We start from the raw sequence: 21021 nt of genomic DNA on the forward strand, positions 1-21021 counted from the left end.
GCAGGCATGACCGACCGACCCAAGACCCCGGTTCTGGACCGCGTGCACCTGCCCGCCGACCTGAAGCGCCTGACCGACCGCGAGCTTCACCAACTGGCTGACGAGCTGCGCGCCGAAACCATCAGCGCGGTGTCGGTGACGGGCGGGCATCTGGGCGCCGGTCTGGGCGTGGTGGAACTGACGGTGGCGCTGCATGCCGTGTTCGACACCCCGCGCGACAAGATCATCTGGGACGTCGGCCACCAGTGCTATCCGCACAAGATCCTGACCGGTCGGCGCGACCGCATCCGCACCTTGCGGACCGAGGGCGGGCTGTCGGGGTTCACCAAGCGGTCGGAAAGCCCTTATGACCCGTTCGGCGCGGCCCATTCCTCGACCTCGATCTCGGCGGCTTTGGGCTTTGTCTGCGCCGCGGACCTGGGGGGCGATCCCGGCGACGCGGTGGCGGTGATCGGCGATGGCTCGATGTCGGCCGGCATGGCCTTCGAGGCGATGAACAACGCGGGCCACCTCAAGAAGCGGCTGTTCGTCATCCTGAACGACAACGAGATGTCCATCGCCCCGCCCGTCGGGGCGCTGTCAGCCTATCTGTCGCGGCTTTACGCCGGTGCGCCGTTCCAGGAGTTCAAGTCGGCCGCCAAGGGCATGGTGAGCCTGCTGCCCGAACCCTTCCAGGAAGGCGCGCGCCGGGCGAAGGAGATGCTGAAGGGCATGGCCGTGGGCGGCACCTTGTTCGAGGAGCTGGGGTTCAGCTACCTTGGCCCCATCGACGGTCACGATCTGGACCAGTTGCTGCCCGTGCTGCGCACCGCCCATGCGCGGGCCACCGGGCCGATGCTGATTCATGTGCTGACGAAGAAGGGCAAGGGCTATGCCCCGGCGGAACGGGCCGCCGACAAGGGTCATGCCACGGGCAAGTTCGACGTGCTGACCGGCCAGCAGGCCAAGGCGATTTCCAACGCGCCCAGCTATACCAAGGTCTTTGCGCAAAGCCTGATCCGCGAGGCCGAGGCCGACAGCCGGATTGTCGCCGTGACCGCCGCCATGCCGGACGGGACGGGGCTGAACCTCTTCGCCGACCGCTTCCCCAAGCGCTGCTTTGACGTGGGCATCGCCGAACAGCACGCGGTGACCTTCAGCGCGGGCCTGGCGGCAGGGGGGATGAAGCCCTTCTGCGCGATCTATTCCACCTTCCTGCAGCGCGGTTACGACCAGGTGGTGCATGACGTGGCGATCCAGCGCCTGCCCGTGCGCTTTGCCATCGACCGCGCCGGTCTGGTGGGGGCCGATGGCGCCACCCATGCCGGCAGCTTCGACGTGGCCTTCCTGGCCAACCTGCCCGGCATCGTGGTGATGGCCGCCGCCGACGAGGCGGAACTGGTCCACATGGTCGCCACCGCCGCCGCGCATGACGCGGGCCCCATCGCCTTTCGCTATCCGCGGGGCGAGGGTGTGGGCTGCGAAATGCCGGCGAAGGGCGTTCCGCTGGAAATCGGCCGCGGCCGGGTGATCCGCGAGGGCAGCCGCGTGGCGCTGCTGTCCTTTGGCACGCGGCTGGCCGAGGCGCTGAAGGCGGCCGAGGCGCTGGCGGCGCGGGGGATGACGGCCACGGTCGCCGACGCGCGGTTTGCCAAGCCTCTCGACCGCGACCTGATCCTGAACCTCGCCCGCAACCACGAAGCGCTGATCACGCTGGAAGAAGGCGCGGTGGGCGGCTTCGGCAGCCATGTCGCGCAGCTTCTGGCGGAAGAGGGTGTTTTCGACAGCGGCCTGAAGTACCGCAGCATGGTGCTGCCCGACATCTTCATCGACCAGGCCTCGCCCGAAGCGATGTATCGCGTGGCGGGCCTCGACGCCGCGCGGATCGAGGCGAAGGTGCTGGACACACTGGGAATCGCAGTGGTGGGCAAGCGGGCCTGACCCCACCCGCTAGAACGCGTTCATCACCAGGAAGACGGCCATCTTCACCCCGGCCCAGATCACGCCCGAGACGATGATCAGCGACAGGGCGGCGACGATGGCACCGGCGATGATCCACAGCCCGTCCTTTTCCAGGATGCCGAAGGCGAAAAGGCAGATTGCCAGCGCCGGCAGCATGTTGCCAAGCGGGATGGGCAGCAGCAGGATCATGGCGAGGATGAAGCAGATCGTGCCCACCACCCGCTCCGCCGGGGCCGAAACCAGCAGGCTGAAGCGGGGTTTCAACAGTCGCTCGGCGCGGGCCAGCAGGGGTGCGGCGCGGTCCATCATGCCGATGAAATCGGCGCGGTAGATCGAGCGTTCCGAGATGAACTTGGGCAACCAGGGCAGCCGGCCCAGCATAAGCTGCGCTGTCAGGTAGACCAGCGGCATCCCCAGGATCGACGAGGTGCCGGGCGGCGTGGGCAGGACGTTGGGCGCGGCGAACAGCAGGATCAGCGCGCCGATGGCCCGCGCGCCCGTCGCCTCCATGATATCGGCCACGGAAATGCGGGTGCGGGTGGTGTCGGTGCCGATCTCGGTCAGGATGTCCGACAGCCGCTTGCGCGGCTTGCGGCGGCGCCGGCGGCCGCCCGGCGCTTCCTCGGTCTCGCTTTCGTCGACCTCGGCCAGCAGATCATCGGCGTCGGTGGTGTCGTCCTCGTCGGTCGCGCGAGTCATGAAGTCCTTCCGCCGCCGTCCCCTTCCCTAGGTGGACGCATAAGGGGCGGCGTGCAAGACGCCGCCCCCGATTTGCCGCGAAAACCCGCCTGTCACTTCTCCGAGGTTGCCGGAACATTCGGCTCGCCGCGCGTCTTCCACAGCGAGAAGATCACGCCGGCGGCAAGGATGCCCAAGGTGATGCCCAGCGACCAGCTGGCGGGGAACTTTTCCCAGCCGAACAGATCGGCGACGAAGACCTTGGAACCGATGAACACCAGAAGCAGCGACAGCGCGTATTTCAGGTAGGCGAAGCGGTGCAGGATCGCCGCCAGCGCAAAGTACAGGGCGCGCAGGCCAAGAATGGCGAAGATGTTCGAAGTATAGACGACGAAGGGGTCGGTGGTGATGGCAAAGACCGCCGGCACCGAGTCCACCGCGAAGATCAGGTCGGCGATCTCGATCAGCACCAGCGCCAGGAACAGCGGCGTGGCATGGCGCATGATCCTGCCGGTCTTTTTTTCGGGTTCATGCACGAAGAAGGCATTGCCGCGCAGGCCGTCGGTCACCCGCATGTGCTTGCGCAGGAACTTCAGCACGCGGTTGTCGCCGATGTCATGCTCTTCATCGCCCGCGAACATCATCTTGATGCCGGTCAGGATCAGGAAGGCCGCGAAGATGTAGAGGATCCAGTGGTATTGCGAGACAAGCGTGGCGCCCAGGCCGATCATGATGCCGCGCAGGACGATCACGCCCAGGATGCCCCAGAACAGCACCCGGTGCTGGTATTTCCGCGGGATCGCAAAGAAGGTGAAGATCAACGCGATGACAAACACGTTGTCCATCGCCAATGTCTTCTCCACCACAAAGGCGGTCAGATAGTTCGCCGTCGCGCCGGGCGAGCTGGGTTCGATCTGCCACCAGACAAAGCCGGAGAATGCCACGCCGAGCGTGATGTACATCGCCGAAAGCCACAGGCTTTCGCGCACGCCGATCTCGTGGTCGCCGCCCTTGTGCAGGACGCCCAGGTCCAGCACAAGAAGGGCGATCACGAGAGACAGGAACACCAGCCACATCCAGACGGGTGTTCCAAGGAAGATCAGGGTCAGGAATTCCATTCGCGTCCTCTGCACACAAGGGTGCCGTCTGGTCCGCCAGAATGGTCCGGGCTGACATCGACGGCGTCGATGCGGTCCGACATCACGGCGCATGGAAATCCATACGGCGTCAGAGGGGCCCGGCCCGCGCTGCAAAGATGGGGGCCGGATTCAGGAAATCAAGTCCCCGTGATCAGGGTCTCATCGACATGAAGACAGACGCCGCCTGAAGCTCGGGCGGGGTGTCGGCAAAGGGCGCGCAGTCGCGAAAGCCAAGACCCCGGTAAAGCGCGATTGCTGCGGTCAGGAAGCCGGCCGTTTCCAGCCGCAACTCCTGCACCCCGCGCGACCGCGCCTCGTCGATCAGACCCGAGACAAGCGCCCGGCCCAGCCCCTTGCCACGCTGGCCGGCATCCAGAAACACGTGGTGAAGGTCGGCCCGGCCCGCCCCATCCTCGACAAGGCCGCCGCAACCCACGATGGTGCCCGCTTCGCGCAGCACGAACATCACCGCTTCGGGCCGGGAAAACCGCTGTTCCAGCGACTCTGCCGTGCGGTCGGCATAGTAGAACGCAATCGACTCGGGCGGGATGCCCAGCTTGGCGCTTTCGGCCTCATCCAGGGCGCGTAGCGCGGACATCAGGCGCTCCACAGCCTTGAACTCTTCCGGGGTCGTCGCCCGCGTGATCATGCCCGCCGCCCCTGATTGTGCCCTAGGCCTGGCCGGCGCGTTCCTCCGCCAGGATCGCGGCCAGCCCGGCACGATAATCGGGGTAAAGGAGCCTGACGCCAAGCTCGGTCTTGATCCGCTCGTTCCGCACCCGCTTTGAATCGCCATAGAAGCTGCGGGCCAGAGGCGACATGTCGGCCTCTTCGAAGGGAATGGCCGGCGGTTCCGGCAGGCCCAGCAACAGGGCGGCATGAGACAGAACGTCCTGCGGCGGCGCCGGATCGTCGTCGCAGACGTTATAGGCCGCGCCCGGATTGGGGTGCCGGATCGAGGCATGCAACACCTGCGCGATGTCGTCCACATGGGTGCGGCTGAACACCTGGCCTGCCTTGATGATCCGCCGTGCCGTGCCGTCGCGCACCTTCTCGAACGGTCCACGGCCGGGCCCGTAGATGCCCGCCAGCCGGAAGAAATGCACGGGCAGGCCGGTCGCCTGCCAGTCCTGCTCTGCCTGCCAGCGCCAGATGCCGCGCTCGCCGGTCGGGGCCGGGGGCGTGGTTTCATCCACCCATTCGCCCTGCCGGTCGCCATAGACCCCGGTGGTGGACAGGTAACCCACCCAGTCGGGCTGCGCCGCCCGGATGGATGCACCGTGAAGACGCAGGAAGGGATCGCCCTGCGCATCCGGACCGGCCGATACAAGGATATGGCTGGCCTCGGCCAGTGCGCGATCAAGATCGGCGGGCATCACCAGGGGCTCCACCCCTTCGGACCGCATCGCATCGGCCTTTGCGGCGTTGCGTGTGGTGCCGATCACACGCCAGCCTTCGGGAACAAGGCGGCGGGCAAGGGCCTGGGCGGAATAGCCGTGGCCAAGGGAAAGCAGCGTGTTCATGTCCTCCTGATATCGGTCTGGCACATGCGGCTTCAACCCCGGTTGATTTTCATCTCGGCAGATGCTCACGTGGTCTCATGTCGGACAAAACCCTTGATTCAGCTTATTCCATCGCCGGCCCTGAAGATTGTCTCCGTATCTACGGTGAATGGGCCCATACCTATGATGATGACTTCGCCGCCGGCATGGATTACCGGCTTCCCGCCCTTGTCGGCGCGGCTTTTCTTGCCGCGGGGGGCGAAGGCCCCGTGCTGGACGTAGGCGCCGGAACCGGACTTCTGGCGGTGGCCCTGACGAGCATGGGCTTCCGGGACGAGATCGACGGGCTGGACCTGTCGCCCGCCATGCTGGCGCGGGCGGGGGAAAAGGGACTGTACCGCAGCCTGCTGCAGGCCGACATCACCCGCCCCCTGCCGCGCAACGGCGCCTATCAGGGCGTGGTCAGTTCCGGCACCTTCACCCATGGCCACGTCGGGCCAGAGGCCCTGCCACATCTGTTCGCCACCGCCCTGCCAGAGGCGGTCTTTGCCCTGTCGGTCAATGCCGCGGTCTGGGTCAGCCTGGGCTTCGACCGGGCGATGAAGGGACTTCCCGGCCTCACGCTGTCCGAGGTGCCGGTCTATGGCGAGGCCGCCGCCCGCCAGGGCGCGGCCCATGCCGGCGACCGCGCAGTGATCGCGGTGTTCCGGCGGCCCTGACGGGACCGCGTTACCAAGGCTTCACTTGATAAGGCCCCAGCCATCCGCTTTAGATGGCCAACCCTATCCGGTGCCACCATGCAAGACACGACCCCTCTTCCCCTCCTCACCCCCGAAGCCCCCCCGGCGGAAGCCTTCACCGACGCCGCCCGTGCCGTGGACCGGCTGGAGGCGCTTTATGCCCAGGCGACAGAATTCCTGACCCGCGCCTTTTCCGAAAGCGTGACCAAAGGCCATCCCGGCGCCCGCATCCGCGCCTTCTACCCGGAAATCCGCCTGACGGTCCGCACCTTCGACAAGACCGACTCGCGCCTGTCCTTCGGCCATGTCTCGGCACCCGGCACCTATGCCACCACGGTCACGCGGCCCGACCTGTTCCGCAACTACCTGATCCAGCAGCTGTCGCTTCTGATCCAGAACCACGGCGAGCCGGTGGTGATCGGCGCTTCGGAAACCCCGATCCCGGTGCATTTCGCCGTGGCCGGGCGCCCCGACGTGACCATCCCGCACGAAGGCGTGCTGGACTTCTCGATCCGCGACATCTTCGACGTGCCCGACCTCTCCACCACCAACGACGACATCGTCAACGGCACGCGCATCCGCAACCCCGACGGCTCGCGCCCGCTGGCCCCCTTTACCGCGCAGCGGGTCGATTACTCGCTGGCCCGGCTCAGCCACTATACGGCAACCGATCCCGACCATTTCCAGAACTACGTCCTGTTCACCAACTACCAGTTCTACGTCGAGGAGTTCGAGACCATCGCCCGCGCCATGCTGGCCGATCCGGACTCGGGCTACACGGCCTTTGTCGCGCCGGGCAACTCGGTCATCACCGCGGCCGACCAGGTGCTGGCGCCCAGCTCCAAGACGCCGCAGATGCCCACCTACCACCTGAAACGGGCGGACGGGAACGGCATCACCCTGGTCAACATCGGTGTCGGCCCGTCCAACGCCAAGACGGCCACCGACCACATCGCCGTGCTGCGGCCCCATGCCTGGCTGATGGTCGGCCACTGCGCGGGCCTGCGCAATTCGCAAAGCCTGGGCGATTTCTGCCTGGCCCACGCCTATCTGCGCGAAGATCACGTCCTGGACGACGACCTGCCGATCTGGGTGCCGATCCCGGCACTGGCCGAAATCCAGATCGCGCTGGAAGACGCGGTGGAGGCCGTGACCCAGCTGGAGGGCTATGAGCTCAAGCGCATCATGCGCACCGGCACCGTGGCCACCATCGACAACCGCAACTGGGAACTGCGCGACCAGTCCGGCCCCGTCCGCCGCCTGTCGCAGTCGCGGGCCATCGCGCTGGACATGGAAAGCGCAACCATCGCCGCCAACGGCTTCCGCTTCCGCGTGCCCTATGGCACGTTGCTTTGCGTCAGCGACAAGCCCCTGCATGGCGAGCTGAAGCTGCCCGGCATGGCCTCCGAATTCTACCGCACCCAGGTGTCGCGCCACCTGCAGATCGGCGTGCGCGCCATGGAACTGTTGCGCCAGCAGCCGCTGGAACGCATCCACAGCCGCAAACTCCGCAGCTTCGAGGAAACAGCCTTCCTGTGATGTGGCGGCACTTGGCCCAAAGCACCGGCTATTTGGGATAACGGGGCTTGATCCCCGGCAGAAAACCGGGTCTAGCCATAGGAATCGCTCCCCAGCCAAGGCACAAGCCGCCCGAGGGGGCATCAGAAACCGAACCGGGGACAAGAACATGAACAAGCCCATGACCAAGACCCAGCTGGTGGCCGCGCTTGCCGACGCCATGGGATCCGACAAGAAGACCGCCGGCGCCGCTCTGGACGCCCTGGCTGTCGTGGTGGCCCGCGAAGTCGCGGCTGGCGGCTCTGTCGCCGTGCCGGGCCTCGGCAAGGTTGCCTGCAAGGCCCGTCCGGAACGCCAGGTCCGCAACCCCGCCACTGGCGAGATGCTGACCAAGCCCGCCGACAAGCAGGTGAAGTTTGCCATCGCCAAGGCGCTGAAGGATGTCGTGAACGCCTGATCTCAGGCCGGAACCACCCTGTCGGGCCGCCTTCGGGCGGCCCTTCGCTTGGGAAGGCCCGCGATGGACCTGCGCGCGATCCTCATGGGTGTGGCCTTCGCGGCCATGTGGTCCTCGGCCTTTGCCACGGCGCGCATCATCGTGGCCGGCGCGCCTCCGCTGCACGCCTTGGCGCTGCGCTTCCTGATCTCGGGCCTTCTGGCCATCGCGGTTGCCCGCGCACTTGGCCAGACATGGCGGATGGACCGTGCGCAGGCCCGCGCCGTGATCCTGTTCGGGCTCTGCCAGAACGCGCTGTACCTGGGTCTGAACTTCATCGCCCTGCAATCAACGCCCGCCGCGCTGGCCTCCATCATCGCCTCGACCATGCCGCTTCTGGTGGCTTTCCTCGGCTGGGCCTTTGGCGGCCAGCGCCTGCCGCCACTGGGGGTGCTTGGCCTCGCGCTTGGCCTCTGCGGCGTTTCGCTCATCATGGGCACCCGGCTGACGGCGGGGGCCGATCCCCAGGGCATCCTTCTGTGCATCGGCGGTGCGCTGGCTTTGGCCGTCGCCACGCTGACGCTGCGCGGCGCCTCGGCCTCGGGCAACCTGCTGATGGTCGTCGGCCTGCAAATGCTGGTGGGCGCCGCCGCGCTGCTTCCCGTGGCGATTGGACTTGAAAGCTGGCGCCTTGCGCCCTCGCTGCAGTTGGCGGCGGCCTTCGCCTGGCAAATCCTCGTGCCCGGACTGGCGGCCACGATGATCTGGTTCGCGCTGGTGCGCCGCCTTGGCACCGTGCGCGCCGCCAGCTTCCACTTCCTGAACCCGGCCTTCGGCGTGCTGTTCGCCGCGCTGCTGTTGGGCGAATCCATCGGCCCCTGGGATGTTGCGGGCGTGCTGGTGGTGACGCTTGGCATCGTCGCCGTCCAGCGCGCCCGCGCTGCCTGACCGGGTTCAGGCCGCCAGCCGCGCCATTGCCGCCGCGTCTCGCTCACGCGCGCGCACTGCCGCCGGCCGCATCCTGCAGCGTTCCACCCAGTCGCGGATCGCCGGGCTTTCCGGCGTCAGGTGCGGAGCCCAGACATAAGGAGAATGCACCATCAGGTCGCAGGTGGTGAAGCGGTCGCCCATGAGCCAAGGCCCCTCGGCCAGCGCGGCCTCCAGCCGCGCCTCGACCTCGGGCATCCCGCGCAGGCTGGCATGAAGCGCCGGATGCGACAGGTCGCACAGATGGGCGATCACCACCGGCTCCACCACACCGGAATACCAGAACATCCACGACAGGAACCGCCCGCGCATCGGGTCGCCCTGCGCCACGCCCAGGCCGGATTGCGGGAAAAGCCCGGTCAGATACAGCGCAATGGCCGAGGTTTCCCAGATGCCCACGCCGTCATGCTCCAGGTAGGGCACTTTGCCCTCGGGATGCGGGTTGCCAGGGTCGCGCCTGCCCGTGCCTTTCATCACGCGGGGAATCTCCACCTCGACCAGCACGATCTCGGGCGGGTTCCCCAGCTCTTCCAGCAGCGAAAGAATGCGGGAGGAACGGGATTGGGGCGAATGGTAGAAGGTGATCATCGGTCTGTCCTTTCCGGTTTCGACTGAGCCTTCTATGCTCGACCCCTCCTGTCAGATTCCGTCAGCATCCAGATGGCCCGCTCCGACCGCCTGTTCCGACTGCTCACCGCGTTGCGCCGCTTGCCCCAGCCGGTGACGGCCGCCCGTCTGGCCGAGGAAACCGGCGTCTCGCCCCGCACGCTGTACCGCGACATCGCCGCCCTGCGTGCCGGCGGCGCGCTGATCGACGGCGAGGCCGGGCTTGGCTACACGCTCACCGAAGACCCGGCCCTGCCCCCGCAGATGTTCACCCGGCTCGAGGTCGAGGCGCTGACGCTGGGCCTGGCCGAGGTGCGCTTTGCGGGCGACCCGGCCCTCGCCAGCGCGGCCGAAGCGGCGCTGGCCAAGATCGTGGCCACCCTGCCCGAACGGGTCCAGCGCCAGGCGATGCACGCCGTCTCGCTCACCTACCGCTCCCAACCCCGGCCCCCGGCCCCCGCCTGGCTCGCCACCCTGCGCGAAGCCTGCTGGGAGGAGCGCGCCGTCGATCTTGCCTACCGCGACCGCGACGGGGCCGAAACGCGGCGCCGCGTCTTGCCCCTGTCGGTGGTGTTCCTCGACCGGTCGCTGATGCTGCTGGCCTGGTGCTGCCTGCGCCGGGACTTCCGCCGCTTCCACGTGGCCGAGATGTCCGACGTGGCGCTTTCCGCCGAAAGCTTCCGCCCGCGCCGCGTGGCTCTCTTGCGCGAATTCATCACGCGGATCCGGGCCGACAACAGCTGACAGCGCCCCGTCCGCCCTAGACCGTCGTGCGGAAATGCCGTTCGCGCCCGTAAAGCGACACGAGGATCAGGATGATCAGCCCGAAGGCCGCCTGCACCGCCGAGGGCTGAAAGCCCAGCCCGATCAGCAGGGTGTTGATCTCGGTCAGCACCAGAACCCCGGCCAGCGTGCCCAGAAAGCTGCCCCGCCCACCCACCAGCGCCGCGCCCCCCACCACCACCGCGGCGATGGTCTGGAACAGGTAGGGCTCGCCCACATCGCCATAGGCCGACCCGGTGAACCCCAACAGCAGCACCCCCGCCGTCGCCGCAAAGAAGGCCGAGGCGGCGAAGGTGATGATCCACATCCGCAACGGTCGGATCAGCGCAAAGGGCGCCGCCCCCGGATTGCTGCCCAGGGCGTACAGCTGCCGCCCATAGGGCGTGCGCGCCAGAACCAGCCCCACCGCCAGCGTCAGCACCGCCAGCGCGGGGATCAGGGCCGGCACCGGCAAGGGCCCGACCGACCCGCCGATCGACACGAAGGCCGACACCGCCTTGGGTGCCGAGCCCGAAGGAAAGCCCTTCGTCCAGATCAGCACCAGCCCCTGCACGATCATGCCGATGCCCAGCGTGACGATCAGCGGATGGATGTTCAGCCCGCGCGACAGCGCGCCGTTGACCGCCCCGATCAGGATCGCCAGCCCCGCCACCACCAGGCAGACCAGCCCGAAGTTCCAGCCCTGCCCGTACAACTGCGCCGCCACCACATTGGCAAAGCCGATCACGAAGGGGATCGACAGGTCGATCCCCCCCAGGATGACCACCAGCGTCTGCCCGATGCTCGCCACCGCCAGCAGCGCGGCAATCACCAGCATGGCGCGGATCGCGAAAGGCGCGGAATAGCCGGGGATCAGCGCCGTCCCGATGCCATGCAGCACCAGCGCCACCGCCAGCGCGCCCAGCATCCGCGCCGTTGTCGGGTCAAGGCGTCTCATGCCAGGGCCTCCTTCGCCTGCCGGTCCTGCAAGGCCATCAGCACCACCGCCGCCACCAGGATCGCGCCATAGGCAACCTGCAGCACATAGGTCGAGACGTTGAAGGTCGTCAGCAGGCTTTGCAGCAGGAAGATGTCGATGGCCCCGATGGCCGCCCCCGCCAGCCCGCCGCGCCCGCCGGCCAGGCTCACCCCGCCCAGCGCCACCGCGGCAATGGCGATCAGCGTGTAGCCGGGGCCCACATTGGGGTCGGCCGATCCGATCAGCGCCGTCAGCATCATGCCCGCCGCCCCGGCCAGAAGCCCGGTCAGCACATAGGCGGCAAAGCGCACGGCGGTCACGTTCACGCCTGCGGTAAAGGCCGCGCGGTCGTCGCTGCCCACGGCCATCAGCTGGTCATGGAACGGCAGCCGGGTCAGGCCCCACCACAGCGCGGCAATCACCGCCAGCGGCACAATGGAATAGGCCCCCGCCATTGCCTTCAGCCAGTCGGGTACCGGCCCGACCGGGGCCGGCAGGATGGTCAGCGTCACCCCGGTCAGGATCAGGTAAACCCCCAGCGTCGCGACGATCGGCTGGATGCGCACCACCGTCGCCAGAACCCCGTTCACGGCGCCGATCGCCGCCCCGATCAGCAGGGCCGCCGGCCACAGCAGGAAGGGCGAGCTCACGCCCGCCTGCAGGAACAGCACCTGCACCACCACGGCATTCACCAGCCCCATCACCGGCCCGACCGATATGTCGATGCCGCCCCGCCCCGCCAGAATCACCGGGGTCGAGGCCAGCGCCGCACCGATCAGCGGTGCCGCTAGGCCGATCAGCGTGCCCCAGGCCGCCGGATGGAACCGCGCGGGGTTCATAACGATGTTCGCGACCAGCAGCACAAGCAGGATCGCCGCGGCAAAGCCGTATCTCTGGATAACCTGGCGGATCATGCTGCCCGCCCGAACATCGCGGCGATCACCGTCTCGGTCCGCATCGCCTCGCCGGAAAAGGACGCGGTCATCTCATGGTCGCGGAACACCAGGACACGCTGGCACAGGACGAGAATCTCCTCGATCTCGCTCGACAGGATGACCAGCGCCATGCCCTCGCGGGCCAGATCCCGGAACAGGTCGTACAGCACATGGCGCGTGGCGACATCGACGCCGCGCGTCGGATCGTTCAGCAAAAGAACCCTCGGCTCGCGGGCCAGGGCCCGCGCCAGCAGCACCTTCTGCTGGTTGCCCCCCGAAAGGGTGGTGATCGGGGCATCTGGCCGGGGCGCCACGATGGACAGCCGCTCCTTCCATGCCTCGTATCGCGCACGCCGGGCGGCCGGGCTGATCAGCGGGCCGCGCTTGTCGCGGGCCACGGTGGCGATGGCGAAATTGTCCAGGATCGACAGCGACGGAAAGATGCCCGTGCTGCGCCGGTCGCGCGGCACATAGGCAATGCCTGCCCGCTCGGCCTCGGCAAAGCCGGTGATTGCCCGCTCGCCCCCACCCGACCGCAGGCGCACCTGTCCCGTGGCATTGTTCAGCCCGGCCAGCCGGGTCAGGAACCGGTCCTGCCCGTGCCCGTCCAACCCGGCCAGGCCCACGATTTCGCCCCCCCGGATCGTCTGGACGATGGGCGCGGCGCCGGCCCGCAGCGCAAGCCCGGACACGTCAAGCACCACGTTCTCAGGCATGGGCATGGCTCCGCAATTCTTCAGCCGTCTGGGGGGCCATGACCCGCAGCAGGTCAGCCGGGGTCGCGTTGCCACGCGGGCCGCTTTGTACCACCCGCCCGCTTCGCAGCACGGAAATGTCATCGGACAGCGCCATCACCTCGTCCATGCGATGCGTGATGAACAGGATAAGCCGCCCCTCGGCCGCCTGCCGCTGCATGAAGGCAAAGACGGATTCCCGGTCGGCGAAGTCCAGCGCCGCGGTAATCTCGTCCAGGATCAGGATGCGCGGATCCCGCGCCACCGCACGGGCCAGCACCACCAGTTGTTGCGCCGCCAGGGGCAGGCGGCCAGCCGGCAGATCCAGCGGAATCTCGGTTCGGGCAAACCGGGCCAGAACCTCGGCCGCCCGGTCGCGTCGGCGTGCCCTGGGGATGTTCCGCCGCCACAGGCCGTCCAGACCCAACAGGATGTTGTCGGTCACGCTCCGGTCCGGCGCGATCAGAACTTCCTGAAACGCCGTGGCAAAGCCCTGGGCCTGGAAATCCGCCGGATTGCGCCCGGTGATCGCGCGCCCGTCCAGCCGGACCGTGCCACTGTCGGGCTGCACGATGCCCGAGAGAATCTTCACCAGCGTGCTCTTGCCCGATCCGTTCTCGCCCAGGATCGTGTGGATGGTCCCCGGGCGGAAGGCGATGGTCGCATCCGACAGGGCAATGGTCTCGCCATAGCGTTTCGAAATCGCTGCGATGTCCAGCACAGGTCGGCTCCGGGTCAGATCGGTGGGCCGCCCCGGACAGGTCCGGGGCGGCAGTCGTCATCACTTCGCGCAGGCGTCCGGCACCTGGCTGTAATCCCAGCCCGGCGTCGGTGCCGGGTTCGAGAAGTAGGCGTCGATCAGCTCTTCCGGCACCGGATCGGTCGGCGGCACCGGGAAGACCGACACCGCATCCGGCGTCATGCAGTCCTTGTACCACGCCTCCAGATTGGCCCCGTCCACCGCCGGGATGGGCATCAGCAGCGTGTTTAGCGTCGGCTTCTGGCCCGACAGGATGCGTACGCCCACGCGGAACAGCGTCTCGGCCGTCCAGTGCGGCAGCACCGCATGACCGGCAAAGCGATAGTCATCCGGGTTGGCCTTCCAGTAGCCCAGCGCATCGCCAGTGATCGACCCGGTGATCAGCGGCGCGGGCCGGCCAGCCTCCTTGAAGGCCTCCGCTACCACGCGGCTCTCCGAACCGGCGGTCCAGACCGCGTCGATCTGCGCCGGATTGGTGGCCAGCGTCTGCAGCACGACCGTCTTGGTGACATTGGCCGTCCAGTCGCCATTCACCACGCGGGCGATCTTCAGGTTCGGATACTGCGCCATCGCCTTGTCGGCGCCCGCGCGTTCCTGCGCCACGATGGGATGGCCGGCGATGCCTTCCACGATCAGCACATTGCCGCCATCGGGCAGCGCCTTACCGATCATGTCCATCATGTCATAGCCCCAGCGGGCATAGTTGCTGTCCACGTTGACCGCGTTGGTGCTGGTCACCGAACCCGCCGCGGTCACGAAGGGAATCCCCGCCGCCGCCGCCGCATCCACCGCCTCGTCCAGCCCCGTCGCCGAACCGGGGATCGAGGTGATGATCGAACAGCCCTTGTCGATGAAGGCGCGGATCTGGTTGATCTGCTGGCCCACATCGCCGTTGCTGTCCGACACCTCGAAGCTCGACACCGAGCCGTCGGCGATCAGCCCGTCCACCAGCCGCTTCAGCTCCTGGGTCACGGTCACGCGCCAGGGATTGCCCTGGTAGGATTCCGAATGGCACCACTTCCACGGCTTCGCCGGCGGGGTATAGTTCGCCAGCGGCCCCGGCAGGATCGTCTGCGGCGCACCGTCGTACTGCGCCTTCAGCGGCTCGGGCAGCGCGGCGATCACCGCTTCCACCGCCTCGTCCGCCTGGACCGATGTGGCAAGGCACAAGGCCGTGGCAGCCATCAACCCCTGGATAACCGTCTTCATCTCGCTTCCTCCCTTGATCTTCGTCCAACCCGTTTCCGGGGCCGTCAGTCCCCGGGCGAAAAACTCTCCCGGAACAGTCGATTGATCGCGGCCATGACCGGCCCCGCCGCGTCCTTGCGGATCAGCCCTTCGGTGATCCGCTCCGAGGCCGCCGCCTGGAACGCCATGTAGCCGTCATGCCGCGGGCGCACCCAGGCGCCGTCCAACGTCGCCCGCGTGGCGCGGTAGAAATCCCCCGCCGCCAGGTTCACCGCCTCGTCCCCCCAGGCCGCCGCATGGCCCGGCTGCCCGCCCGAGGCGGCATAGATCCCGCGCTGCACATCGGCGCCGGCCACCCAGTAGGCAAAGTCCAGCGCCGCCCCCGGTTCCGCCGAAAAGGCCGACACCGCGATCCCGGTCCCGCCCAGTGCCGAACCCACCGGACCGTCCGGCCCCGCCACCGGCATGTCGGCAAACCCGATCCGCCGCGGCCGGAACCCCGGCACCGCATAGCTCACATAGCCATAGATCAGCGGCGCGCAGGCAATGCGCGCCCCCTCTCCGGCCATCGCCTCGAACACCGCGATGGGGTCCATCCCCGCGCAGGCCGGATCCACCAGCCCCGCGATTTCGCGCATCATCTCCCAGACGCGCTCGCCCGTGTCGCTGTCAATCAGATCGGGCCCCTCCACCCGGCAGGGCCGCCCCAACTGCCCCGCCAGCGTGTACAGCACCATCAGCGAATGCGGTGGCCGCAGGGGCAGCATCACCCGCCCCTCATGCGCCAGCGCCACCACCTCGTCCCAACGCCCCAGCGGCGCGGCCAGCAGATCCGGCCGCCAGGCCTGCACCTGGGTCGCCGCGTCGATGGGAAAGGCCCACTGCCGCCCCTTCCAGGTATAGCTCGGAAAGCTCTGCCCCAGCGACCCCGCGGACAGTTCCGCCAGCGCCGCCGCGCCCTCCGGCACATCCAGCGCCAGCAGGCAACCCTCCTCGGTGATCTGCCCCACATGCGGGTGGTCGATGACGATCAGGTCATAGGCCCGCGCCAGATCCTCCACCGGATAGGATTCGAAATCCTGCAGCGACCGCTTGTCCCAGTCGATGCCCACGCCCGTCCGCTTTTCCCAGGCCGCCGCACAGGCGACCATCGGGTCAAAGCCCCGCGGATGGCTCCATGTCATGCCCTTCAGCCGCGTCACAGCCCGAACTCCGCCCGGATCGCCGCCGAATCCGCGCCCACCAGGGGGGCCGCCTGCCCCACCGCCGCCCGCTTGCCGTTGATCCGCAGCGGCGAGCGCGTCGTGTCGATCGAAACGCCATCCGCCCGCGTCACGGTCTGCAGCATGTCCAGCACGCGGAATCCTTCACTTGCCAGCATCTCTTCCCAGTTCAGCACCCGCGCGCACCAGATGTCGGCCGGCTCCAGAATCGCCAGCCACTCGTCCACCGTGCGCGTCGCCACCACTTCGGCGATCCGGCGCTTGATCTCGTCGCGGTGCCGGAACCAGCTGGCCGGATCGTCGCGATAGGGCGCCAGCGTGCCAATCCCCATCAGGTCGGCCAGCCGAGGAATGGGTGTCATGGCAATCGCCAGATAGCCGTCCCTCGCCGGATACACGCCATAGGGCGCCGACAGATAGGCATGGGCGCTGCGGAAGTCCGAGCGCTTCGGCAACCTCCGCCCGTCGTTCAGATGCGTGGTCAGAACCTCGAACTGGAAGTCGACCAAAGCCTCCAGAAGGCTCGTCTCGACATGCGCGCCCTCGCCCGTGATGCCGCGCCGCACCAGAGCAGCCAGGATACCCTGCGCACAGGCGGCCCCCGCCAGCATGTCGCCCACCGCCAGGCCAAAGGGCACCGGCCCCTGACCCTCGTCCCCGTTCAGCCACATCACGCCGGAACGCGACTGCGCCAGCAAGTCCTGGCCAGGCCGCGAAACCCAGGGGCCTTCCTCGCCGTACCCGCTGATCGAGGCGTAGACGAGCCGCGGATTGATTGCCCGCGCCGCCACATGGTCCAGCCCCAGCCGCTCGATCACGCCGGGCCGAAAGTTCTGGATCAGCACATCCGCCTTTGCGATCAGCCGCTTCAGGGCCTCCAGATCGGCAGGGTTCTTCAGATCGATCGCCAGGCTTTCCTTGCCCCGGTTGATCGCGTGGAAGATCGTCGAATCCCCGCCGATCTCGGTATCGGATAGATACAGCCGGCGGGACAGGTCGCCGCCATCGGGCCGCTCGATCTTGATGACCCGGGCGCCAAGGTCCAGCAGCCGCAACGAACAATAGGGGCCCGAAAGGAACTGGCTCATGTCCAGAACCACAAGCCCGCTCAGCGGCAGCGTGGGATCGGTGTCGCGCAAAGCTCTTCTCCGGCTCCTGCCCCCCATGCCGCGCCGGCGCGTCGCGCCCGGCTTCGGCATGGCCGGAACTTTCGTTGATGAATCATGTTTTCATTTGTGGAAGATTCTCGCAAGCCCGAAATGTGACGCCCGGGCGCCGGCCATCGACGGCCGCGCCCTTCCCGGCATAGGGATTGGAGTTACGACGACAGAGAGCCCGAAAGGTCCTTGCCCGCCTGGATCAGAAGCCGCAGCACCTGGTCGCGATCGGGGGCCTCGTGATTGTCCAGCCGCAACACGAAGGGGCAGGTCAGCGCCGCAAGCACCGAACCGTCCGATGCCAGGATCGGCACCGAAAGGTTCATCACCCCTGCTGTCTGCTGGCTTTCCATCGATTCATAGCCCTGGGCGCGCACTTGCTCCAGCCGCGCATCAAGGTTCGGCGGCGGGGCTTCGTGCGGCATCCATTCGTGTTCCTCGAACATCAGCGCGCGTTCATATTCCGGCGCAAAGGCCAGAAGCACATGGCCCGACCCGGTGTTGACCATGCCCACGCGCGCACCCACGCGGATCGCAAGCCCCCAGTAACCCGGCGCTTCGACCTGTGCGATCACCACAAGATCGCCCCTGTCGTATTTCACCAGATGGCAAGCCTGTTCCGCCGCCGCCGTGAACCGGCGCATCACCGGGGTCGCCAACCCCACCAGCCGCCGGATCGGCGGGCGACGGTGCGCCAGCAGGAACAGTTTCATCGTCAGTTCATAGGTGTCGCCCTGCCGCGCGACATAGCCGCGCCGTGCCAGGCGGTCGAGCATCCGGTAAAGTTCGGTCGGACTGCGGCCAAGGGCGCTCGAAATGTCCTTGAGCGTCATTCCCTCTTCCGTTGCGGCCAGAAGTTCGATCATGTCCAGCCCCTTGTCGAGTGCGGGCGCGCGATAGCGGCCTTCGTCTTCCGGGTCGGACATCTTCACCTCTTGTCTGCGAGGCCGATGCTACGCGTTGACGGGCCTGCGTCAACAGAGTTTACTGGCGATACAGCCTTTCATTCATGGAATGACTCGCGGCGCCAACGATCCGGGGGAGCATCATGGCCGAAGATCTGCTCTTGTTCATCGGAACCCTCAACCGCGAGGCGCCCTATTTCCAGGGTGCGCGCGGCAACGGCCTGAACGTCTATGCCTTCGACGAAGACAAACTGAACGTGGTTCACCTGGCCGAGTTCAGCGGTATCGACAACCCGACCTATCTCTCCGTCTCGCCCGATGGAAGCCGCGTCTATGCGAATTCCGAAATCTTCGGCTGGGCCGAAGGTCTGGTCTCTGCCCTCGCCTTCGACCGCGCGACCGAGAAACTCGTGCCGCTCAACATGCAACCGACCCTTGGCAGCATCCCGGCACACAGCGCCCTCTCTCGGGATGGCAAGCATCTCTTCGTCGTCAATTACACGCTCGGCGATAGTGGCCCCGACCAATCGTTCGTGATTCTCGGCCTGCGTCCCGATGGCAGCCTGACCTCGGTCAAGGCCAGCGCCGCACACCGCGGGCATGGCCCCAATGCCGCCCGCCAGGAACGCGCCCATGCCCACAGCGTGACCGAAGTGGCCGACAACCTCGTGATCGTCGCCGATCTCGGCACCGACCAACTCATTACCTACCAGATCGCCGCGGATGGCAGCCCCCGGCGCATCACGGCCACCCCAACCGCGCCCGGCGCCGGCCCGCGCCATGCGACGCTGCATCCGAACGGGCGCCTTTTCTTCGTGATGAACGAGCTCGATTCCTCGGTCACTGCCCATGCGCTCGATCCGGCAACCGGAACCCTGACGCTGATCGACTCGCAGCCCGCCGTCCCGGCAGAGGCGCGCGAGTCGAACCACTGTTCCGACATCCAGATTTCGCCGGATGGTCGTTTTCTCTATGGCGCCAACCGGGGCCATGACAGCATCGCGATCTTCGCCGTCGATCAGGACAGCGGCCGGCTCACCCCGCTTGGCTACGCGCCCTGCGGCGGAGCGACGCCGCGCAACCTCGCGCTCACGCCCTCGGGGCGGCACCTCCTGTCGGCAAACCAGAACGCCGACCGGGTCAGTATCCTGCGCCGCGAAGCGGAGACCGGGCTTCTGGAAGATACGGGCGTCTTCATTGCCATCGGCACGCCAATGTGCGTGAAATTCGCCGTTCCGCCCGCGTCCTGACCTCGGACAATTCTTAAGTCCAAGTTAAAGCGGTTTCGTAAGATATTGATTTTATTTGGATCGACTCAGCGTCCGAGCTCGGACGCCTCCAGCCGGGCCATGAAGAACCCGTCCATCCCCCCCCGGTCGGCCCAGTAGTCCGGCCTCAGCCTCAGTCCCCCGTCCCCGGTCCACCAGCCCGGCTCGACCCCGGCCAGATCAACCCACCCGACCCGCAGCCCCGGATGGCGGGCCAGCGCCGCCCCCAGCTGCCCCTCCCCCTCCTCCGGCAGGACCGAGCAGGTACAGAACACCAGCCGCCCCCCCGGCCTCAGCCACCCCAGGCACCGGTCGATCAGCCGGGCCTGAAGCGCCACCAGCCCCGCCACCTCCGACCCGTCCTTCACGAAGGGCAGGTCCGGGTGCCGCCGGATCGTCCCGGTGGCCGAACAGGGGGCATCCAGCAGGATCGCATCGAAGGGGCCGTCCGGCGCCCAGTCCAGGGCATCGGCCACCACCACCCGGGCCGTCAGCCCCGTGCGCGCCAGGTTCTCCCCCACCCGCTCCATCCGTGCGGCCGACACATCCAGAGCCGTGACCTCCGCCCCGGCATCGGCCAGCTGCAGGGTCTTGCCCCCCGGCGCCGCGCAGGCGTCCAGCACCCGCTCCCCCGGCCGGGGCGCCAGCAGCCGCACCGCCAGAGCGGCCGCCGCGTCCTGGACCCACCATTGCCCGGCTTCATACCCCGGCAGGGCCGAGAGCTGCCCGGCCTCCCGCAGCCGCAGGCTGCCGGACGGCAGGGCATCGCCCTCGGGCGTGGCGGTCGCGCCGGCCCGCAGGGTCAGGTCCACCGGCGGCTCGCCGGCCTGCACCGCCTCCATCCCCGCCACCGCCTCGCGGCCCCAGGCGTGGACCAGGGGCTGGCGCAGCCAGCGGGGGAGCTTCTGGACCGGCTGACCCGCCAAAGGGTCGCCCTCCGGCAGCCCCCGAAGGACCGCGTTGACCAGCCCGGCGAGGTGGGCGGTCTTGCGGTCGGCGCGGGCCAGGTCCACGGCCTCGTTGACCACCCCGTGGGGGGCGGCGCCGAGGGAGAGCTCGGTCAGGGCCAGCCGCAGGAGGGCCAGCACGGCGGGGGGCGGGGTCTTGCGGAGGCGGGGGGCCAGCACCCGGTCGCAGGGCTCGACCCGGCGGAGGGTGGCGCGGACCAGGCGGCCGGCGCGGGCGCGGTCGGGGGCTGCGAGGGGGGCGAGCAGGGCGGGCTCGGCCTCGGCCAGGGTCTGGCCGCCCTCCATCACCGCCCGGATCAGGGCCAGGGCCGCGCCCCGTGCCGTTGCCTTGCCTGCCATCCTGTCACCTTGTCCCTTGGTCCGGGAGGGGTATAACCCTCCTCAGGCCCGGACGGAAGGAAGCCATGACCGACGAGACCCCCACCCCCCATCCCGATCTTCCCCCGGCGGCCCAGAGGGCGCTGGCCGAGGCTGAGGCCCGGAGGCGGGCGGCGGGGGAGGTGGTCCGGCCGGTGGAGCTGGGGGGGCGCAAGGGGCCGGAGCCGGTTCGTTACGGGGATTGGGAGAAGAAGGGCCTGGCCATCGACTTCTAGGC

Annotated in this window: 22 protein-coding genes; 8 read left to right on the forward strand and 14 right to left on the reverse strand. The window is 68.0% G+C overall.

Translation table 11 applies throughout. From position 1 onward, the window contains the following. The first annotated feature begins 6 nt into the window (after positions 1-6). A complete protein-coding gene (gene dxs / locus JO391_RS17375; protein WP_220661694.1) occupies positions 7-1920 on the forward strand; it encodes a 1-deoxy-D-xylulose-5-phosphate synthase in 1914 nt (637 codons plus the stop codon). Between the two features lie 9 nt (positions 1921-1929). Here the strand turns inward: dxs and JO391_RS17380 are convergent, their stop codons facing one another. The 4 genes from JO391_RS17380 to JO391_RS17395 form a co-directional block, all read right to left on the reverse strand. Then, positions 1930-2640, reverse strand: a complete 711-nt coding sequence (locus tag JO391_RS17380; protein ID WP_220661695.1) for an exopolysaccharide biosynthesis protein — start codon at positions 2638-2640, stop codon at positions 1930-1932. A 92-nt stretch (positions 2641-2732) separates the two neighbouring features. Continuing rightward, complete coding sequence (locus JO391_RS17385) at positions 2733-3737, reverse strand: TerC family protein (RefSeq protein ID WP_220661696.1); 1005 nt, start codon at positions 3735-3737, stop codon at positions 2733-2735. Between the two features lie 172 nt (positions 3738-3909). Further along, positions 3910-4407: a GNAT family N-acetyltransferase gene (locus tag JO391_RS17390; protein WP_220661697.1), complete on the reverse strand. Its 498-nt coding sequence runs from the start codon at positions 4405-4407 to the stop codon at positions 3910-3912. 22 nt (positions 4408-4429) lie between these two features. Further along, a complete protein-coding gene (locus JO391_RS17395) occupies positions 4430-5281 on the reverse strand; it encodes an SDR family oxidoreductase (protein WP_220661698.1) in 852 nt (283 codons plus the stop codon). Positions 5282-5358: 77 nt separating this feature from the next. Here JO391_RS17395 and JO391_RS17400 point away from each other — a divergent pair, with 77 nt between their 5' ends. The 4 genes from JO391_RS17400 (at position 5359) to JO391_RS17415 (ending at position 8902) form a co-directional block, all read left to right on the forward strand. After that, positions 5359-5979: a class I SAM-dependent DNA methyltransferase gene (locus tag JO391_RS17400; protein ID WP_220661699.1), complete on the forward strand. Its 621-nt coding sequence runs from the start codon at positions 5359-5361 to the stop codon at positions 5977-5979. A gap of 78 nt (positions 5980-6057) precedes the next feature. Next, positions 6058-7539, forward strand: coding sequence for an AMP nucleosidase (locus JO391_RS17405; RefSeq protein WP_220661700.1), 1482 nt, complete (start codon positions 6058-6060; stop codon positions 7537-7539). Between the two features lie 148 nt (positions 7540-7687). Next, positions 7688-7975, forward strand: coding sequence for an HU family DNA-binding protein (locus JO391_RS17410; protein ID WP_220661701.1), 288 nt, complete (start codon positions 7688-7690; stop codon positions 7973-7975). A gap of 63 nt (positions 7976-8038) precedes the next feature. Then, the gene (locus JO391_RS17415; protein ID WP_220661702.1) at positions 8039-8902 is read left to right on the forward strand and encodes a DMT family transporter; all 864 of its coding nucleotides are present in this window, start codon (positions 8039-8041) and stop codon (positions 8900-8902) included. A 6-nt stretch (positions 8903-8908) separates the two neighbouring features. On the opposite strand, the gene JO391_RS17420 is transcribed toward JO391_RS17415, so the two are convergent. After that, on the reverse strand, positions 8909-9529 hold the full coding sequence (locus JO391_RS17420) for a glutathione S-transferase family protein (RefSeq protein ID WP_220661703.1): 621 nt from the start codon (positions 9527-9529) through the stop codon (positions 8909-8911). 72 nt (positions 9530-9601) lie between these two features. Between JO391_RS17420 and JO391_RS17425 the strand changes: the two genes are divergently transcribed. Continuing rightward, positions 9602-10291: a helix-turn-helix transcriptional regulator gene (locus tag JO391_RS17425; protein WP_220661704.1), complete on the forward strand. Its 690-nt coding sequence runs from the start codon at positions 9602-9604 to the stop codon at positions 10289-10291. Positions 10292-10307: 16 nt separating this feature from the next. On the opposite strand, the gene JO391_RS17430 is transcribed toward JO391_RS17425, so the two are convergent. From JO391_RS17430 to JO391_RS17465, 8 genes are all read right to left on the reverse strand, one after another. Then, complete coding sequence (locus tag JO391_RS17430; RefSeq protein WP_220661705.1) at positions 10308-11267, reverse strand: ABC transporter permease; 960 nt, start codon at positions 11265-11267, stop codon at positions 10308-10310. Beyond that, positions 11264-12202 (reverse strand): ABC transporter permease, encoded by a 939-nt coding sequence (locus JO391_RS17435; RefSeq protein WP_220661706.1) that lies wholly within the window; start codon positions 12200-12202, stop codon positions 11264-11266. The genes JO391_RS17430 and JO391_RS17435 overlap by 4 nt, the downstream gene beginning before the upstream one ends. After that, positions 12199-12939 (reverse strand): ATP-binding cassette domain-containing protein, encoded by a 741-nt coding sequence (locus JO391_RS17440; RefSeq protein ID WP_220661707.1) that lies wholly within the window; start codon positions 12937-12939, stop codon positions 12199-12201. The genes JO391_RS17435 and JO391_RS17440 overlap by 4 nt, the downstream gene beginning before the upstream one ends. Then, entirely contained in the window at positions 12932-13678 is a 747-nt protein-coding gene (locus tag JO391_RS17445; RefSeq protein ID WP_220661708.1) for an ATP-binding cassette domain-containing protein, read from the reverse strand. The genes JO391_RS17440 and JO391_RS17445 overlap by 8 nt, the downstream gene beginning before the upstream one ends. A gap of 60 nt (positions 13679-13738) precedes the next feature. Then, on the reverse strand, positions 13739-14926 hold the full coding sequence (locus JO391_RS17450) for an ABC transporter substrate-binding protein (RefSeq protein WP_220661709.1): 1188 nt from the start codon (positions 14924-14926) through the stop codon (positions 13739-13741). 44 nt (positions 14927-14970) lie between these two features. Beyond that, complete coding sequence (locus JO391_RS17455) at positions 14971-16107, reverse strand: ABC transporter substrate-binding protein (protein ID WP_220661710.1); 1137 nt, start codon at positions 16105-16107, stop codon at positions 14971-14973. After that, entirely contained in the window at positions 16104-17267 is a 1164-nt protein-coding gene (locus JO391_RS17460; RefSeq protein WP_259444742.1) for a CaiB/BaiF CoA transferase family protein, read from the reverse strand. Before JO391_RS17460 ends, JO391_RS17455 begins: the two co-directional genes overlap by 4 nt. Positions 17268-17446: 179 nt before the next feature. Continuing rightward, on the reverse strand, positions 17447-18211 hold the full coding sequence (locus tag JO391_RS17465) for an IclR family transcriptional regulator (protein ID WP_220661711.1): 765 nt from the start codon (positions 18209-18211) through the stop codon (positions 17447-17449). Between the two features lie 122 nt (positions 18212-18333). Between JO391_RS17465 and JO391_RS17470 the strand changes: the two genes are divergently transcribed. Beyond that, positions 18334-19440: a lactonase family protein gene (locus JO391_RS17470; protein WP_220661712.1), complete on the forward strand. Its 1107-nt coding sequence runs from the start codon at positions 18334-18336 to the stop codon at positions 19438-19440. 65 nt (positions 19441-19505) lie between these two features. Here JO391_RS17470 and JO391_RS17475 read toward each other — a convergent pair whose 3' ends face one another. Beyond that, a complete protein-coding gene (locus JO391_RS17475; protein ID WP_220661713.1) occupies positions 19506-20765 on the reverse strand; it encodes an RsmB/NOP family class I SAM-dependent RNA methyltransferase in 1260 nt (419 codons plus the stop codon). A gap of 65 nt (positions 20766-20830) precedes the next feature. On the opposite strand from JO391_RS17475, the gene JO391_RS17480 reads away from it, so the two are divergent. Further along, positions 20831-21019, forward strand: coding sequence for a DUF1674 domain-containing protein (locus tag JO391_RS17480; RefSeq protein WP_220661714.1), 189 nt, complete (start codon positions 20831-20833; stop codon positions 21017-21019). The last annotated feature ends 2 nt before the right edge of the window (positions 21020-21021 follow it).

Source organism: Neotabrizicola shimadae (genome assembly GCF_019623905.1).
GTDB classification, from domain to species: Bacteria; Pseudomonadota; Alphaproteobacteria; order Rhodobacterales; family Rhodobacteraceae; genus Neotabrizicola; species Neotabrizicola shimadae.